The organism is Alkaliphilus serpentinus, from assembly GCF_009017255.1.
GTDB lineage: Bacteria > Bacillota > Clostridia > Peptostreptococcales > Natronincolaceae > Alkaliphilus_D > Alkaliphilus_D serpentinus.
The window spans coordinates 50,833-68,353 of sequence record NZ_WBZB01000037.1; the positions used below are offsets into that span (position 1 = coordinate 50,833).

A 17,521-nucleotide genomic window follows, 5' to 3' on the forward strand; every position below is an offset into this window, starting at 1 on the left:
TCCCATCAAATATTCATAAGTGGAATTTTGATGATAAACACAGTCGTGCCCTCATCCATAGCTTGTACAGTATCTACATGAATACTTCCCTTGAAATAGTTATGTACCAAATGAGCTACATGGGTTAATCCTATTCCAGAATTCATCTTACCGGTATCTTCATCAAACTTAGTGGTGAATCCCGGTTCAAAAATAATGTTCATGTCCTCCGACTTTATACCAATGCCATTATCAATAACCTTAAGCTGAAAATCTTCATGAATTTTTCTGCAGTTTACCAAAATCCTACCATGATCATCAATGGCTTCGATTGAATTTATTAGGAGGTTATTTATAATGGATATCATTTGGTAGGCATGCTTTATCATAAAATCTTCAGTATAATTAAAATCCATCTGAATGTTCTTATCAATCACCGTAGGGTTTTTTTCATAGCTGGATTTAAGGATATTAAAGATATCTTTAATCTGCATATTATCATGGGTTTCAATCTCTGGTAATATTTTTTCTAAGCCTGCCGTGAGTCTTAAATAATCCTTTTTAATTTCATGTATATCCTTTGATAAAGAAAGGGCTGCAAAGGATAGCTGATCATCCTGATCTTTGTTGCAATCTTTAAGATTATAATATAACTGATAGCTTTTTTCCATAGCATTTTCAATATCATCCATAGACTTCTTTATGAAAAACATTTCGGATTTAAGATTAGAGGTTAATAATATCAACTGCTTATATCGTTCCTCATGCTGCTCCTTCATTAAAAGCATTTCATAGTAGTTGATTACTTCTATTACAAGGATGGTAATAAAGCTTCTTAAAAAGGCCACAAAAAAGATTACCGAAAAGCCTGTAAATTTTTCAATGTTATCCATCCGTATCAGCAATTCAATAATATTAGCAAATCCATCAGAAAGGGTTACCATGACAATAAACATATATTTCTTATCATGAAGGCCTCTAAAGTTTGATATCCTTAGGAAGATACCAAAGAATATATAATAGCCTATGGCCGGATAATGGATGTGTACAAGCTCTAAAATTTGAAGTTCTGGAGCTTGAAGGAATTGCATCAGCATCCTAAAGGCAAATACAAATATACCCGTAATAAAGGACACAGTTATGATATTAAGATCCTTATAAAAATATAAGAACAATGAAAATGCCACTACACTCAATGAAAATCTAAACTCACTATTAAAGGGATTCAAATAAATTTGACCCATAAAGGTAGTGACAAAACAAATGAGTATTATTTTCTTAATGGTTGAATTCATTTCTTTCAAAGGCTCTCACCCTACCCTTCATTCATGGTGAGCTCTCTGAAAACGGAATTTGTATTGCCTTCTGCCCATCGTCTATATTCTTTGCCTTTTTTTCTGAATATAAGAGAATTTTCTTTCTTATTATATTTCCATTCTCCTTGGTTTAAACTATAACTACCCCCGACTATTAGTCCTTCTAAAATAATAAAATTATCATTGAAATATCTATCAAAAATCTGTTCAAGGGTTCCTTCCTCAGGAATCAAATGTTGATAGGCATCTATAGCCATTGCTTTATAAATCCATTCCATATCCCTTGAGATGCGGTTAACATTTTTTAAAAAGAATCTTTTATCAGTGAAAATATAGGTCTTTATATCAGAGGTTGGTATAAAGTCTCTATAGATTTCATGAAACAATATTTGATTTACTTCCATCCAACCTTTGTCCCTCATCTTTTGCCTTAAAACATCCAGAATAACCGATTCATACACAACGGGTTCTTGGTCTGTGAGATAATCCTCTAAATCCCCATCATTTCCTACTGCATTATTCAATATATCAAAATAGATATCCTCATTAATCCAAATCCATCCTTGGCCCTCCATATCAATGGGGAAAATATCCTCTAAGTCACTTTTTTCAAGGGCATTATAGATAAAATCCATATAGATCATTCCTTTCTAGTGTGGAAAACAGATCATATTTGTATTTATAGTATAAAACAGATACATAATGTGTTCTAAAATTATTGTAATTATAGAAATAAGTTCAGCTGTTTAATCCATCAGTAAACAGCTTTTTCTAATCGTAGCACCATTAATTCAATATTCAACATTCAACATTTAATATTCCTTTTCTAAGTTATCCTTTTACGATCAGTTGCATTTTACTATTACTATATTAAGCAAAAATTAATAAACTCCTTTTTATTGTAGGTTATTCAGTAAATTTTTTATATTTTATTTAAACGAAAAGAAGGCATTTCTGCCTTCCGAGGTTATCGAAAAACCACTATATTTTAAAACTGAGAAATTGGCTCTCGGTCAAAAGGCAGGATGAACTCAAAAATCACAGGTGTTTTCAAAACTCACCTTTGGCTCATACATTGAAAACACTCATCTGTAATTTTCTCCTTCTTTTATTCTTATCTCCGCAGATTTCTCATTATTTAAGAATATAGGGTTTTAATGTAGTTTTATACTTTTTCGATGGTCTGAGAAGGTATTTCTGCCTTCCATTTCTTTAGATCATCTAATATTAAATCAATGGCTTTATACCTTTATGCCTTTTGCAATCTTATTTACAAAGATGGCTATTGCTCCATCACCGGTTACATTTGCTGCAGTTCCAAAGCTATCTTGAGCAATATATATTGCCATCATTAAAGCTAGCTGTGGTTCTCCAAAGCCCAACATCGTTTCTAATAAACCTAGTGCTGCCATAATAGCTCCCCCTGGCACTCCCGGAGCAGCAACCATTGTTACACCCAGCATTAGGATAAAGGGTAAGAATTGTCCAAAATTTACTCCCATACCCTCTAAGGCCATTACTGCTATTGCGCAGGTGGTAAGAGTTATAGTACTTCCTGCAAGATGAATAGTTGCACATAAGGGGATTACAAATTCCACCACCTCATCTGTGATTCCATTGGCCTTTGTAGACCTTACAGTAACGGGGATAGTTGCAGCTGAAGATTGAGTTCCTATTGCTGTAAAGTAAGCAGGCAGCATATTTTTAATTGCTCTAAATGGATTCATTCCTGTATAGGCCCCTGCCAATAAATATTGTAATAGGATATAAGCTACATGTAGAATAAAAACCATTACGATTACACGGCTGAAGACCGAAAGGGTTCTGGCAACTTGTCCAGAAAATGCCATTCTAGCAAATACTCCTGCTATATGAACAGGTAATAGTGGAATTATGATGTTCTTAATCACCTTATTGATGATTTCTTGAAATTCATTCATAAAGTTAAATATAGCTTTTCCTTTAATTGCAGCCATTCCTAAACCCAGTAAAAATGCAGTAACCAAAGCTGTCATAACTCCCATAATAGCAGGAATTTCAATTTGAAAATACCCAGCAACCTTCGCTCCTTCACCAACCTCTCCTCCTGCTGTAATGATAGATGGCAATATCATCGAAGCTACGAAAAAAGCTAGAATTCCTGCTAGTATAGTGGATAAGTAAGCAATCCCCGCAGTTATACCAAGTAGTTTACCAGCCCTATCTCCTAATTCAGCAATTCCTGGTGCAACAAAAGCAATGATTAATAGTGGAATTATAAATCCTAAGAAATTTCCAAAGATCCCAGTAAAGGTTACTAGAATTTTTGTTAAAAACTCAATTTTAGTAATTCCAATTAATATACCAAGAATGATGCCTATAACCAATCTTGGTAGCAAGCCTAAATTTTTCATATTTCTTCCTCCTTCTAGTTCATTAATTTTACTGAATCACCTCTTTGACATTAAAATAACAATGTCATAAAAAACCTTTATACTATTTTGTTTTTTTTCATTTAAGTGTATAATTAAATTGTTAAACAATTTTATATTTTTAAATAATTTTTATGATTATTATTTACTTTTATTGTAATATTTATAAACACTATTTTTATGGAGGAACCCCTATGCAGGCATTAATTTATGCGATAATATTAGATCCCGATAAATGTGTCGGCTGTACCAACTGTATAAAGAGCTGTCCCACTGAAGCCATAAGAGTAAAAAATGGCCACTCCTATACTATAAAGGAACGGTGTATTAACTGTGGGCAGTGTATATTGGCCTGCCCTAGACATGCCAGATTTGGAACCACCGATGGTTTAGAATTAATCAATTCCTATAAATATAAAATTGCCCTTATTGACCCTGTTCTATACGGACAATTTAACGAAGTAATCTCCCCACCAGAGGTAATCAACGGTATATTAAATCTTGGCTTTGATAACTATTTTGAAACTTCTAGAGGAGCAGATGTGATAACGGAATTTACTAAATCCCTTATGAACAATGATTTTAACAAACCAGTAATCTCATCTGCCTGTCCTACAATCGTAAGGCTTATACAAATAAGATTTCCCAGCTTAATTGACAATATTCTACCGATCGATTCTCCAGTTGAAGTATCAGCATTTATGGCAAGAAAAGATGCCTATGAAGAGCACAATTTATCTGAAGATGAGGTAGGAGTATTCTACATTACTCCTTGTCCAGCAAGGATATTTAGCTTTAAAAAGCCTGTAGGAATTAAAAAATCCCATATAAGTGGGACATTATCTATCAAATCAGCCTTTATAGAAGTCAGTAAAAACCTAAACAAAAACCAAAATCATCCCAAGAGTTTTTATCCCTCAGGAAAGGGAATTGGTTGGGCACGAAGCGGAGGCCAAAGCCAGGCCCTTGGAATTAAAGATTATTTAGCTATTGATGGTATCAAAAATGTTATTAGTGTTTTGGAAGAAATTGAAAATCATAAGATGAAGGATTTAAAATTTTTAGAGTGCTGCGCCTGTACCAATGGATGTGTTGGTGGTAGTTTAACCATTGAAAATTCCTTTGTTGCCAGAAATAGGATTAGGAGACTAGCAGAAAAATATTATAACTATGAATCAAAACCAGATGTGCCCTTTGAGGATTTTCTTTTACAAGAAGATTTAGCACCCATACAGGTTACTAAGCTGGATGATGACCTTCTCACTGCCATTAAAAAAATGGAAGAAATTCAGAGGATTTTACCTACCCTACCCAATATCGATTGCGGGGCCTGTGGCGCACCAAATTGCAGAGCCTTAGCTGAGGATATTGTTTTAGGCTCAGCCAGCATAGAGGATTGTATAGTGATACTTAAAAGTAGCGTTAAGAAAAAGTAGATCCTTGCTAGTGTTAGATAAAACATCATTTATTGATAAAAAAGAACTGAATATAAAAAAGAACTGAGTAACCAATAATCAAATAGGATTTTTTTATTGACTACTCAGTTTTTTATTGTGCTAAAGGGTCATTTGTATACACCCTTTGGCTTTGTTTATATAACTTATTAATTATACCGATGGTTAGAGGCCTCTCTATGCTGATCTGAATATAAACCCACCTCAGTACTGTTAATTTGGGCTACAGATAAAATATTATCATAGCTAAAATTTCTTATAGACCTCCTCAAATAGCAGTATGCCTTAATGTTACGATTATTTATTTCCTTTACCAGTATTTTTCGTTGACTGATCTCTAAGCCCTTATGATAAATTATGATAATGGGTAATTGATTAATTAAGGAGTATTGAAATATTCTTTCCACCAGCATCACCTCTCTTTTAAAATTATTATACCAGAACATACGTTCTGATTCAATGGTTAATTTCTGATAATTATAAATATCATATAGGCAATAAACGCAATTGCTAATAAAGACCCCTCTAGCTTAGACAGTTTCAAATGGGTTTTAGAGAAAACAAGTACTACCACCGTCGATAGAACCATCACTAGGGCATCAACAAACATTTTACTATCAACTGATAGTGGGGTTATCACTGCTGAAATACCTAAAATGAAGAAAACATTAAATATATTACTCCCCACAACATTTCCCAATGCAATTTCACTTTTCTTCTTAATGGCAGCTGTAACGGAAGTAATAAGTTCAGGTAAAGATGTACCAACAGCCACAATTGTTAGTCCCACTAGGGTTTCACTCATGCCTAAAGAGTATGCTATTTTGATACTACTCCTTACCACCTGATCTCCTCCAAAAATAATAGCCATCAAACCACCGATGGTGAATAAGATATTTTTTCCTAGAGACTTAGTATCTAATTCTATATCCTCCACCATGGATTTTTCCCTGCTATTCCTTGCTACTTCAAATATATAATAAAGAAATATCATAAAGAAGGATAACAGAACAAGGCCATCAGCCCTTGTTATTAGATTGGTGCTAAAACCTTGAAGTCTTATATCATTTATGAGAATGATCATTAACACACTGGCCAACAAAGCAAAGGGAATTTCCTTTCTTATGGTTTCCCTTTCAACCTTTAATGGATATATAAAAGCAGCTAAACCTAAAATGAAGGTGATGTTAAAAATATTACTTCCCACCACATTTCCTAGCGCGATGCTTCCACTCCCCTTTAGTGCTGCTGATATACTTACAGCAGCTTCAGGTGCACTGGTTCCAAAGGCAACAATGGTTAAACCTATCAGAATGGGAGGTATTCTTAAATAGGTTGCAATCTTTGATGCACCCTCTACAAAATAATCCGCTCCCTTCACAAGTATCACTAAGCCCAAGATTAAAAATAAATACATCAAAATGAACTCCTCCTGTGTGAATAGATTAATAGTCTTTTTATAATTGTAACCAAATATTTAGGATCAAAAAGCATTTATGTTAACAAAAAAAGACCTTTAACATAAATTTATCCCAAAAGATAAAATCATGTTAAAGGTCTTGCTTCTTTATTGCTAAAGGATAAAGCCAGACAGAAAATCCTGCCATGTATGTTGACTTTATCAATCCATATGGATAGCTACTCCCCTTCAACTGGAGAATTATATTGACTATAGCGATATATTAACTCAATTGTTGATAATAATCAAGTAAAATTCCGTTAAACCCTACTAAAAAAACACGATATTTATAAAAAATATGTAATTATTTTTAATAGGGATATAGTGTATAATTAAATAGGAAAAAATCCTATAACGAAATATTAGTGAGGCGAATAAAATGAACCTTGAGATCAGTGAACCATCCCAGAAAGAAATTCGAAAAAAGATCCTTTCAATGATTCTTCCTATAACCATTGAGAACATATTGCAGATGACGGCAGGCTTTGTTGCTATGGCCATGATTGGAAGAATCAGTGCTGCCTCAATCGGTGCTGTTGGCTTAAGCCAAAGAATCGTGGGAATTATTTGGGCTTTGTTTAAAGGCGTAACCACCGGTGCAACGGTTTTTGTCGCCCAAGCCTATGGTGCCAATGATACTATTAGATTAAAAAAAGTAGTACAGCAAACCCTATTATCTTCTATCCTTTTAGTTTTGGCTCTTCAACAAATCATATATTGGTTTGCACCTGATATTTTAAAAATTTTTGGAGCTAAAGGAAACATCTTAATAGATGGAACCCTTTACTTAAGAACAGTATCTTGGGGATTACCCTTTATGGCAATTATACTGGTGGTTACAGGGATATCTCAAGGAATGGGAAATGCAAAAACTCCAGCAAAAATCGCCCTAATCATGAATCTTATTAATATTTCCTTAGGCTATATCCTAATATTTGGACCCCTCGGCCTTCCTTCCATAGGATTAAAGGGAGCTGGAATAGCTATGGTTTCTTCTCAGTTTGTGGCTGCCCTTCTGGGTCTTTATGTGCTTTTTAATAGAAACGGCGTCTTAGGATCATTATTTAATCTAGACTTCTTCAAGCTAGATATCAAGCAAGTGTTAGAGGTATACCGTGTAGGCTCACCTTCAGCAGCTGAATCGATTTTTTGGCAACTATCCTCCTTACTGATTACGATGATGATCCTGTCCTTTGGAGAGCTGGCTCTAGCCTCCTATCAGTTGGGCTTACAAACTGAATCCATATCCTATATGCCTGCTATGGGCTTTGGTATTGCAGCCACGGCCTTTATTGGCCAAACCATTGGTGCCAATAACCCCCAATTGGGCAGGAAATATATCAAAGAGATTGTAAAGGGCTCTTTGTTGGTTACCGCCTTGGCATCTGCAATCCTACTATTTATGCCAGCTATTGTATTAAGACTGTTAACTGATCAACAGGAGGTAATTGATTTAGGGGTTAAATACCTAATTTTAATGGGGCTGGTTCAAATACCCCAAAGCATGTCTGGGGTCTTAAATGGCGCCCTAAGGGGTGCTGGATATACTAAAGTTCCCATGATTGTTGCTGGAACAGGGTTATGGGCCATTCGTATTCCTGTCTCTTATATACTATATCGCTATTTTAATACCTCTGTAACAGCAATTTGGATGGTCATGAGTATCGATCTTATTTTTAGGTTTTTATTAAGCTTCTATCTATATAAAAAATATGATGTTTATAATAATTCAAGGGTTGTACTGAAGGAAATCGAGATTTAAAGGATAGAAATAATGCTCCTATAAAATGATAAAAATATAATACATAGTAAAGGAGCACATATATCCACCCTATCAAGGCTTAACAAAGGAAATTATTCTTGATGGGAAGGTTATGAAGGAAAACCTAGCTGACGCAAAATTAAATGAAAAATGGCTAATGAAACAGCTTAATGGTTATGGAATTGAAAATATTAAGGATGTATTTTATGCAGGCTTAGATACATCCAATAATTTATATATATCCAGAAAAAATGTACAGGAAGAAACCCATGGGAAATATGGGATAGAATAAGGTTAATAGATAAAGACCATCTATTGAAGTAATAGATGGTCTTTTTTATTTCGTTGGTGGGCAATAAGGGACTCGAACCCCTGACTTCCTCCACGTCAAGGAGACACTCTACCAGCTGAGTTAATTGCCCAAATATTAAACACAATGTTGAATGTTAAGTTCTCTATTGAAGATATAATAGCATCAAAATAGAGAAAAAGCAACTTCTTTTTAATGCCAAGATAATTGAAATAACAGATCTAGACCACTACCATAGTAAACACGAAGGAATTTTCCTTCCATTTATTGTAAGGTGACAAGAAATTGCTGGTGAAGAGGGACTGATAAGAAGGTCTCTTTAAATATTGGTAAAGGTTCCCTCATATATATAACTGTATGTGAATATGTTTTGATTAGAGTAATGTGGGTAAAAAAGTATTATCATTGAAACGTAAGGGGGACTATGTGTGTCAAAATACAACCAATTATTTATGAAACAGCTGATGATGAGAAAGGTTTTGCTTAGTCTCATTCCTATAATTGTAGGAGCTGTTTTCTTTTTCGGATGGAGAACTCTTCTCTTAATGCTGGTAGTAACAGTTGCTGGTATCTTAACAGAAGCAATCTTTAAGAGAAGACAAAACAAGAAAATAAGTGAAGCGGTAATCGTTACATCAGTATTGTTTTCCCTCACCCTTCCTGTTGCTACACCCTTTTGGGTAGCAATTATTGGAATCATTTTTGGTGTTGCTTTTGCTAAGGAGGTTTTTGGCGGCTTTGGTCATAATATTTTTAATCCAGCCCTTGCAGCTAGAACCTTTATCTATGTTTGCTTCCCAGAATATCTAACGGTGAGATGGAACATTGCTGCTAGTAGTTTTCCCGGAGGCTTTACTAGATATATCACACCTGCAGTTGATGCAGTTTCTGGCTCTACTCCCCTTTTATCCTTAAGGCAGTCTGGAATCATTACTTCATTGCAGCAGCTTTTATTTGGCAATGCTTCAGGTTCCATGGGTGAAACCAGTGGTGCATTGATCCTTCTTGGTGCAATTATTCTTATCCTTACTAAAACAATTGACTGGAAGCTGATGCTATCCCCAACTGTTGGTTTTGTTGCAACCAGCAGCATACTAACCCTTATTGGGGTCAACAATGCTCCTAGCCCAGTATTTGGATTGCTTTCTGGAGGATTTCTTTTTGCCTCAGTTTACTTTATAACTGAGCCCATCACCGCTCCTAAAAACTCCAGTGCAAAGATCCTCTACGGGCTTTTAATTGGTATGATAACCATATTAATAAGGGTCTTTGGAATATTTGTAGAGGGAGTCATGTTCTCAGTTCTCATTATGAATTCCTTTGCTCCAATCATAGATGTAGCCTTTAAGGAATTGAAAAAAAGAAGGCAGGTGAAGACAGCATGAAGGCCTTTAATTATAAATCCATTATGTTTATGTTAATTATTTCAGTTATATTTACTGGTAGCTTAGCAATTATCAATGAGTTAACAGCTAACAAAATAGAAATGAATTTAGAAATGAAGCAACAAAAATCGCTATTATATGTATTAGGTTTTTCCGTTGAGAATCAAACGGCAGTAGAGGTTAGTAATTTGTATAATGAAGCCATCGAAGTAAAAGAGAGTGAAGATATAACTTATTATTTAGGCTATAGGGATGACTCTTTAGTTGGATATGTCTTTCCCTTTGGGGGAGATGCAGTTTGGGGCTTCTTGAAGGGCTTTATTGCATTAGATCCTTCTTTAACAAAGATTATAGGAATAGACTTCTTATCCCATAGTGAAACACCTGGACTTGGAGGTAGAATTGATGAAGAAGGCTTCAAGGAGCAATTTAGAGGGGTTGTTTTAAATACAGAGGATCTTCAAGAATTCATCAAATATCGACCCAATCCAGGAGGTCAGGTGGATGCCATATCAGGGGCTACCGGAACCTCCAATGCTGTTAAGAGAATCATCAATGACAATCTAAGGGAAATCTTAGATGAAGCAAAGGAGGGTCTATAGAATGTTAAAACTAAAGGAATATAAAAATATCTTTTCAATGGGAGTTTTTAAAGATAACCCTATATTTAGACAAATACTAGGTATATGCTCTGCCCTTGCGGTGACCAACCTTATGCTAAACTCCTTCGTAATGGGCTTGGGTTTAATATTCGTAACATCCTTTTCAAGCTTGACGGTATCCATTATCCGTCAATATACACCTAGGCATATTAGAATGATGGTCCAAACTCTGATTATATCTGCATATGTTATTATCGTTGACATCGTACTTAAGGCCTATTACCCAACCATAAGCGAAGCCTTAGGACCCTATGTAGGCTTAATTATAACCAATTGTATTATTATGGGCCGCTGCGAATCCTATGCTCAGAATAATCCTCCCCTCCCAGCCTTTATGGATGGTGTTGCTTCAGGAGTAGGATATACCATGATCTTGTTAATAATAGCCTTCTTTAGAGAATTATTAGGCTTTGGTAGCTTATTTGGCTATCAGGTATTAGGGGGTTGGTGGCCAAGATGGATTTTTATGATTATGCCCCCAGGAGCCTTCTTCATGCTAGCCATTGTCATTTGGGTTGCCAACACATTATCAGCAAAATCTGAAGAGGATCAGCTGCAAGTACCAGCAACAGCTAAAGCAGGAGGTGTAGAATAATGACAGTACATCCCTTTGTTATATTGTTTGCTTCAATATTCACCAGCAATATGATTTTAAGTAATTTCCTTGGTATGTGTTCCTTTATAGCAGTATCAAAGGAGATCAGAACCTCCCTGGGTCTAGGCCAGGCAGTAATCTTTGTTACTACAGGAACCACCATTATTAATTTCTTAGTATATCATTATATATTAATGCCCCTTGGATTAGAGTATCTAAGGTTTATCGTCTTTATTATTACAATAGCTGCCTTTGTTCAGCTGGTTGAGATGATTGTAGAAAGATACATGCCAACACTATACTACTCATTGGGAATCTTTCTGCCATTGATTACTGTAAACTGTGCCATACTAGGGGTTTCCCTCTTTATGGTTATCCGTAGCTACAGCTTTATTCAATCAGTGGTCTTTGGTTTTGGTTCAGGTTTAGGTTGGGCATTGGCTATAGTAGCCATGGCAGGCATACGACAAAGGCTTAAGAATTCTCCTATACCTAAGGGGTTACAGGGGCCAGGAATTACCCTTATTATAACTGGCTTAATGGCCCTTGCCTTTATTGGTTTTTCTGGTATAGTAAAAATTCAGTAGCCCTGGAGGTGGCAAAATGTTAAATATAATCATAACAATCGCAGTAATTTCAGGTATAGCTACGATCCTTGCAATAATCTTATCCTTAGCCGATGTTTATATTGCAGACTATGGTGAGAAAAAAATCATTATAAACAAGGATAAGGAGCTGGTGGTGGATGGTGGTAATAGCCTTCTATCCTCCCTGATTAGTAATGATATCTTCATTCCTTCTGCCTGTGGAGGTAAGGGCAGCTGCGGCTATTGCAAATGTACCATTAATAGTGGTGGCGGTCCGGTGCTGGCAACAGAGCTTTCCTATCTTACAGAGGATGATATTGCCAATAATGTAAGACTCTCCTGCCAGGTAAAGGTTAAAGAGGATATGGACATTACAATTCCTGAAGAATTATTTAATGTAAAACAATACAAAGCAGTGGTGGAAATCGCTAAGGATTTAACCCCTAAAATCAAATATCTACGTCTTCGAATTACTGATGGTCAGCAGATTTCCTTTAAGGCTGGTCAATACATTCAATTGCTGGCCCCTCCCTATCCAGGTAATCAAGAGGAGGTCTATAGGGCCTATTCAGTTGCATCCTCAACAAAAAACAATAATTTTGTAGACCTGATCATTGGTTATGTTGAAGGTGGAATACTAACCACCTATGTCCACAAGCACCTTTCCCAAGGAGACGAGGTATCCTTCAATGGCCCCTATGGAGATTTCTATCTGGATGAAGAAAGTGATCGAGAAATGGTAATGGTGGCTGTTGGAACAGGTATGGCTCCAATACGAAGTATTTTATATGAAATGCTGGATAAGGGTATTAATAGAAAGGCAACCTACTTCTTTGGTGCCCGTTGTAAAGAGGATCTCTTTATGCTAGAGGAAATGGAAATGCTTCAGAATAACTTGCTGGATTTCATGTATATACCAAGCCTTTCGAGACCTTTGGAAACCGACAATTGGGAAGGGGATGTAGGTAGGGTTACCGATGCAATTGCTGAATACCTTAGTGAAGGTGAAAATAAGGAGGCCTATCTGTGTGGTAGTGCTCCAATGATCGAATCTACCATCAAAGCCTTAAAGGCCAAAGGGATTCCAGAGGATAGGATTTACTATGATAAGTTTGATTAATTAAATTGAAGATTATAAAAGGGAAACTATAATATTGTAAAGCCAAAAGTTCATAACTGAACCTGCTGGAACAAACAAAAGCTACTGAACTATATACAAACTATAGTTCAGTAGCTTTTCAGTTACTTAAAATATGAAGTTATCTCCTCGAAGTCTTCCCTTGGCCTAATCTCCACTACTTCCTGATCTTTAACCAAATACTCAGCAGACCTTAGAGAAAAATTATAATTTGAACTCATTACCCTTCCATAGGCTCCGGTGTCGGCAATCACTATATAATCTCCAGGCATAGGAGACTTTAGGCTTCTCCCCTCTGCAAAACGGTCCCCGGTTTCGCAAATGGGTCCAACGATATCAAATTCCTTCTCCTGGCCTTGATTAAATTGAGGATAAATATGATGATAGCTATTATAAAGACTGGGTCGAATTAAATCTGCCATGGAGGCATCGGTAACTACAAAGGTTTTATGGGGGGTTTTCTTAATATATTCCACCTGTCCCACCAGCATACCGGCATTACCCACGATAAATCGACCAAGCTCCAAAATAATCTCCATATTCATCTGCTTCAATATTGGTATAACCTTCTTCTTATATTCCTCTAAGGGAAACTCATTGCCATCTTTATAGTAATCAATTCCCCAGCCTCCACCTATATTCATAAAGGTCAATTGATGCTCCTCTAGGCCTTTTATAAAATTATCCACCTTGCTATAGGCATCCTCATAGGGACTAACCTTTAGAATTTGGGATCCTATATGAAGATGAAGACCTTCTATTTTAATATAGGGATGCTTATAATAAATCCCAATCAACTTTTTAGCCATATCCAGATCCATACCAAATTTGCTCTTTTTAAGACCTGTAGATATATAAGGGTGAGTAATGGGGTCCACATCGGGGTTTACCCTTAAGGCAACGGTTATTTCCTTTTTTTCTGCTTCAGCCAGTTCAACCAGCCGCTCCAATTCTTCCCAGGAATCGATATTTAATGCCCTAGGCTGATATACCAGCATCTCCCTTAAAAAATCCAGGGACTTACCATTGCCATTAACAATTACGTTATGGGGATTATAGCCCACCCTTTTAGCCGAGTAAAACTCCCCTAAGGAAACCACATCTATCCCTACTCCCAAATCCTTTAAGCCCTTTATTAAATGGAGATTGTTGTTGGCCTTTGCAGCAAAGGAAATATGATAATTTAATCCCTCAAAAACCGATTCAATCCTTTCAATATTCCTCTCAATCTGTCTCCAGGAGTAGAGATAAAAGGGTGTTGGCCTTCCTTTGGTAATCTCCTCTAAGGGAATCCCTTCTACAGTTAATTGATGATTTATATATTCTAGCATTTTAATCCTTCCATTCTGTTAAAATTTCTGTCAGAGCCTTTATAAAAATATCGATATCTCCCTTTTCAATAATTAATGGTGGCAATAACCTCAAGATGTTGCCATTGGTTATATTAATTAGGATATTTTTCTTCATAAAGTCATCCTTCAAAGTGGTAACATCTCCTAGGATATCCATACCCATCATCATCCCTAGGCCTCTAATATCCCCTATAAGAGTAGGAAAAGATTCTCTAACCTTCCTTAGGCCCTCCATAAGATAGGCCTCCATCTCAACTACATGCTCTAACAGGCCACCCTCTAGGATTTCCAGAGTTTTAAGCCCTAAGGCAGAGCTGATGGGATTTGGTGCAAAGGTGGTTCCATGATCGCCACTTTTAAAATAGTGGGAAAATTCCTCTGCCACTAGAATTCCTCCAAGGGGCAGTCCTCCACCAATACCCTTAGCAAACAATAGTATGTCAGGCTTTACATCAGTGTGCTGATAGGCAAAAAGTTTACCGGTTCTGCCCATTCCGGTTTGAATTTCGTCTACACAGAATAAAACTTGATTCTCTTTACACAGCCTTTCCGCAGCTTCCATAAAATCTTTAGTAATTACTTGAATTCCTCCAGATCCTGAAATGGGCTCAAATATAAAGGCAGCAGGTTTATGTTTCTGAATAAAATCCTTTAGTTGATCAATATCCTGGCCATCCAATTGATAAACTGGAGCTTCTATGGTGTCAAAATCCTGCTGAACGCTGGCCATTCTGGTGAGCTTAAGAGCTCCGGAGGTTCTACCATGGAAGCTGTTCTTAAAAACCATCATGCCTTTTCTATCATGAGCCTTACCATACTTATGGATATATTTAATAGCCGCCTCTGTGCTTTCTGCTCCAGAGTTGGTAAAGAATATCTTTCCAGGAAAGGTATAGTGAACAAGCTTTTCAGCCAATAGGATTGCAGGCTTATTATAAAAAAAATTAGAAATATGAGAAAATAGCTGGGCTTGACCTTTAATTTCCTCCACCAGCAGTGGATGACAATGGCCTAATATATTTACAGCTAAGCCTGAAAACATATCTAGATACCGATTGTCCTCTTCGTCGGTTATATACATTCCCTCTGCCTGCTTAACTACCACAGGCATTCTGCCATAGGTTGGCAACAGATATTCTTTATCTAGCTCCATCCAATCCCTTTTCATTCCTCCATCACCAACCCAAAGGCCTTACCCATAAGGGTCACCACCTTTTCTTCTAAATGGTCTTCAACCACCCATGAAATTTTAATTTCTGAGGTTGTAACCATTTTAATTTCAATATTATGATCATCCATAATTTTAAAAACCTTAGCCGCTACACCAGAATGGGTTCGCATACCCAAACCCACCACTGAAATTTTTGCGATATTTCTATTGATTTCCCATCTAATGTCTGGAAGTTCTATCTGCCATTCCTTGAAAATTCTTTCAGCAATAGCCAGATCCTCCTTAGGAATGGTAAAGCTTACATACATTTTGCCATCGAGGGTAATCATATGGGAAATCATATCTACATTTACTTCCTCTTCTGCCAATTGTCCAAAGAGCCTAGAAAGATTCCCGGTAGTGGCTGTCAGGTTTATCACTGTAATTTGTATATCATCTAGGCTTGTGGCCATCCCTGTTACTAAGGTTTCTTCCATCCCATCTTCCCCCTTAAATTCAATCATGGTGCCATTTTCCTCCGAGAAGGTAGATGCCACGTACAAAGGTATTTTATACTTATTAGCCAGCTCTACAGCACGGTAATGCATTACTCCCGCACCTAGGCTGGCCATTTCCATCATTTCTTCATAGCTGATTTTATCAATTTTTCTTGCACCCTTTAGTTTTCTAGGATCCATTGTATAGATCCCTTCAACATCGGTATAGATTTCACACCTGGCATCTAGCTTTGCCGCCAGGGCTACTGCCGAGGTATCGCTTCCGCCCCTTCCAAGGGTGGTATATTCATGATTTTCTGATACTCCTTGGAAACCAGCAACTACCACAATCTTATCGTCATCAAAGGCCTTCAAGACCTTTGTCACATCTATATCCTTGATCTTTGCTTTTTGGTGTAATGAGGTGGTTTGTATATTGAGTTGAGGGCCAGTATAGGAAATTGCAGGATAACCCTTAGAAATTAGAGCCATTGACAACAGGGAAATAGAAACCTGTTCCCCCGTTGTCAGTAGCATATCCATCTCTCTTGGCTCTGGATTGTCAGTAATTGCCTTGGCTAAATCAATAAGCTCATCGGTGGATTTACCCATAGCAGACACTATTACAACTACCTGATAGCCTTCATTTTTTTTCTGGATGATCTTATCTGCAACCCTTTTAATTTTTTCAATGGAACCTACTGAGGTTCCTCCGTATTTTTGAACAACAATTTTCATATTATGCTTCCTTAAGATTTCGAAGAATTTCAACAATCTCTGTTTTAGATTTGGTCTTCTCGTCTATGGCCTTTATGATTCTGGCTGGGGTTCCTGCCACCACAACATTTTCCGGAACATCTTCAGTTACAACTGCTCCAGCAGCTACAACAGAGCCCTTTCCAATTTTTACACCCTCCAAAACAACTGCATTGGCACCTATTACAACGTTATCCTCCACGATTACAGGGGTGGCCGATGGTGGTTCAATAACTCCTGCAATAACCGACCCTGCTCCAATATGACAATTCTTACCTATTGTTCCTCTACCGCCAACAACCACATTCATATCAATCATGGTGCCTTCTCCAATAATTGCTCCAATGTTGATTACAGCACCCATCATAATGACTGCATTATTACCAATTTCAACCTTTTCTCTAATAATGGCTCCTGGCTCGATCCGGGCATTTATATCCTTTAAATCCAGCATCGGGATTGCAGAATTCCTTCTATCATTTTCGATCTCTAGATCCTCAATAAAAGCCTTATGATCCTCCAACAGGCGGGAAATTTCCTTCCATTCACCAAATAGTATGGCAGTGCCACCTGTTACAAAGTCCTTCACTTGGTATTGAGAAAAATCAATCCTGTTAATTTCACCCTTCAAATATACCTTAACAGGGGTCTTTTTCACACTATTTCCTATGTACTCTATAATCATTTTTGCATCCATTGTTAGTTTCC

General features: G+C 36.8%; 17 protein-coding genes and 1 tRNA gene. 8 read left to right on the forward strand and 10 right to left on the reverse strand.

What is annotated here, in order from left to right:
• Positions 1 to 5: 5 nt before the first annotated feature.
• From F8153_RS10360 to F8153_RS10370, 3 genes are all read right to left on the reverse strand, one after another.
• On the reverse strand, positions 6 to 1,274 hold the full coding sequence (locus F8153_RS10360; protein WP_243136953.1) for an ATP-binding protein: 1,269 nt from the start codon (positions 1,272 to 1,274) through the stop codon (positions 6 to 8).
• Between the two features lie 20 nt (positions 1,275 to 1,294).
• Positions 1,295 to 1,930, reverse strand: coding sequence for a hypothetical protein (locus F8153_RS10365; protein ID WP_151866292.1), 636 nt, complete (start codon positions 1,928 to 1,930; stop codon positions 1,295 to 1,297).
• A 606-nt stretch (positions 1,931 to 2,536) separates the two neighbouring features.
• Positions 2,537 to 3,688, reverse strand: coding sequence for a dicarboxylate/amino acid:cation symporter (locus F8153_RS10370; RefSeq protein WP_151866293.1), 1,152 nt, complete (start codon positions 3,686 to 3,688; stop codon positions 2,537 to 2,539).
• Positions 3,689 to 3,900: 212 nt separating this feature from the next.
• Between F8153_RS10370 and F8153_RS10375 the strand changes: the two genes are divergently transcribed.
• Entirely contained in the window at positions 3,901 to 5,142 is a 1,242-nt protein-coding gene (locus tag F8153_RS10375) for a [Fe-Fe] hydrogenase large subunit C-terminal domain-containing protein (RefSeq protein ID WP_192929768.1), read from the forward strand.
• A 167-nt stretch (positions 5,143 to 5,309) separates the two neighbouring features.
• On the opposite strand, the gene F8153_RS10380 is transcribed toward F8153_RS10375, so the two are convergent.
• Together F8153_RS10380 and F8153_RS10385 are read right to left on the reverse strand one after the other, a co-directional pair.
• Entirely contained in the window at positions 5,310 to 5,567 is a 258-nt protein-coding gene (locus tag F8153_RS10380) for a hypothetical protein (protein ID WP_192929769.1), read from the reverse strand.
• A 56-nt stretch (positions 5,568 to 5,623) separates the two neighbouring features.
• Entirely contained in the window at positions 5,624 to 6,577 is a 954-nt protein-coding gene (locus F8153_RS10385) for a calcium/sodium antiporter (protein ID WP_243136950.1), read from the reverse strand.
• Between the two features lie 421 nt (positions 6,578 to 6,998).
• On the opposite strand from F8153_RS10385, the gene F8153_RS10390 reads away from it, so the two are divergent.
• Positions 6,999 to 8,381 (forward strand): MATE family efflux transporter, encoded by a 1,383-nt coding sequence (locus tag F8153_RS10390; protein ID WP_151866296.1) that lies wholly within the window; start codon positions 6,999 to 7,001, stop codon positions 8,379 to 8,381.
• A 58-nt stretch (positions 8,382 to 8,439) separates the two neighbouring features.
• Positions 8,440 to 8,673 carry a YetF domain-containing protein gene (locus F8153_RS10395; protein ID WP_279237133.1) on the forward strand — a complete coding sequence of 78 codons (234 nt, stop codon included), beginning with the start codon at positions 8,440 to 8,442 and terminating at the stop codon, positions 8,671 to 8,673.
• Between the two features lie 54 nt (positions 8,674 to 8,727).
• Here F8153_RS10395 and F8153_RS10400 read toward each other — a convergent pair.
• Positions 8,728 to 8,803: transfer RNA gene (locus F8153_RS10400), tRNA-Val, on the reverse strand.
• Positions 8,804 to 9,119: 316 nt separating this feature from the next.
• On the opposite strand from F8153_RS10400, the gene F8153_RS10405 reads away from it, so the two are divergent.
• Genes F8153_RS10405 through F8153_RS10425 form a run of 5 tightly spaced genes read left to right on the forward strand, consistent with a single transcriptional unit; the run spans position 9,120 to position 13,040 of the window.
• Positions 9,120 to 10,076, forward strand: coding sequence for an RnfABCDGE type electron transport complex subunit D (locus F8153_RS10405; RefSeq protein ID WP_243136951.1), 957 nt, complete (start codon positions 9,120 to 9,122; stop codon positions 10,074 to 10,076).
• Positions 10,073 to 10,678 (forward strand): FMN-binding protein, encoded by a 606-nt coding sequence (locus F8153_RS10410; RefSeq protein WP_151866298.1) that lies wholly within the window; start codon positions 10,073 to 10,075, stop codon positions 10,676 to 10,678. Before F8153_RS10405 ends, F8153_RS10410 begins: the two co-directional genes overlap by 4 nt.
• A 1-nt stretch (position 10,679) precedes the next feature.
• Positions 10,680 to 11,333, forward strand: a complete 654-nt coding sequence (locus tag F8153_RS10415; protein WP_151866299.1) for an NADH:ubiquinone reductase (Na(+)-transporting) subunit D — start codon at positions 10,680 to 10,682, stop codon at positions 11,331 to 11,333.
• Complete coding sequence (locus F8153_RS10420) at positions 11,333 to 11,920, forward strand: NADH:ubiquinone reductase (Na(+)-transporting) subunit E (RefSeq protein WP_151866300.1); 588 nt, start codon at positions 11,333 to 11,335, stop codon at positions 11,918 to 11,920. Before F8153_RS10415 ends, F8153_RS10420 begins: the two co-directional genes overlap by 1 nt.
• Positions 11,921 to 11,936: 16 nt before the next feature.
• Positions 11,937 to 13,040, forward strand: coding sequence for an NADH:ubiquinone reductase (Na(+)-transporting) subunit F (locus tag F8153_RS10425; protein ID WP_151866301.1), 1,104 nt, complete (start codon positions 11,937 to 11,939; stop codon positions 13,038 to 13,040).
• 122 nt (positions 13,041 to 13,162) lie between these two features.
• On the opposite strand, the gene lysA is transcribed toward F8153_RS10425, so the two are convergent.
• From lysA to dapD, 4 genes are read right to left on the reverse strand one after another with little or no spacing between them, the layout of a single operon-like run.
• On the reverse strand, positions 13,163 to 14,389 hold the full coding sequence (gene lysA / locus F8153_RS10430) for a diaminopimelate decarboxylase (protein ID WP_151866302.1): 1,227 nt from the start codon (positions 14,387 to 14,389) through the stop codon (positions 13,163 to 13,165).
• Position 14,390: 1 nt separating this feature from the next.
• Positions 14,391 to 15,578 carry an aspartate aminotransferase family protein gene (locus tag F8153_RS10435; protein WP_151866303.1) on the reverse strand — a complete coding sequence of 396 codons (1,188 nt, stop codon included), beginning with the start codon at positions 15,576 to 15,578 and terminating at the stop codon, positions 14,391 to 14,393.
• Positions 15,575 to 16,795, reverse strand: coding sequence for an aspartate kinase (locus F8153_RS10440; protein ID WP_151866304.1), 1,221 nt, complete (start codon positions 16,793 to 16,795; stop codon positions 15,575 to 15,577). Before F8153_RS10440 ends, F8153_RS10435 begins: the two co-directional genes overlap by 4 nt.
• Before the next feature lies 1 nt (position 16,796).
• Positions 16,797 to 17,510, reverse strand: coding sequence for a 2,3,4,5-tetrahydropyridine-2,6-dicarboxylate N-acetyltransferase (gene dapD, locus F8153_RS10445; RefSeq protein ID WP_151866305.1), 714 nt, complete (start codon positions 17,508 to 17,510; stop codon positions 16,797 to 16,799).
• Between the last annotated feature and the right edge of the window lie 11 nt (positions 17,511 to 17,521).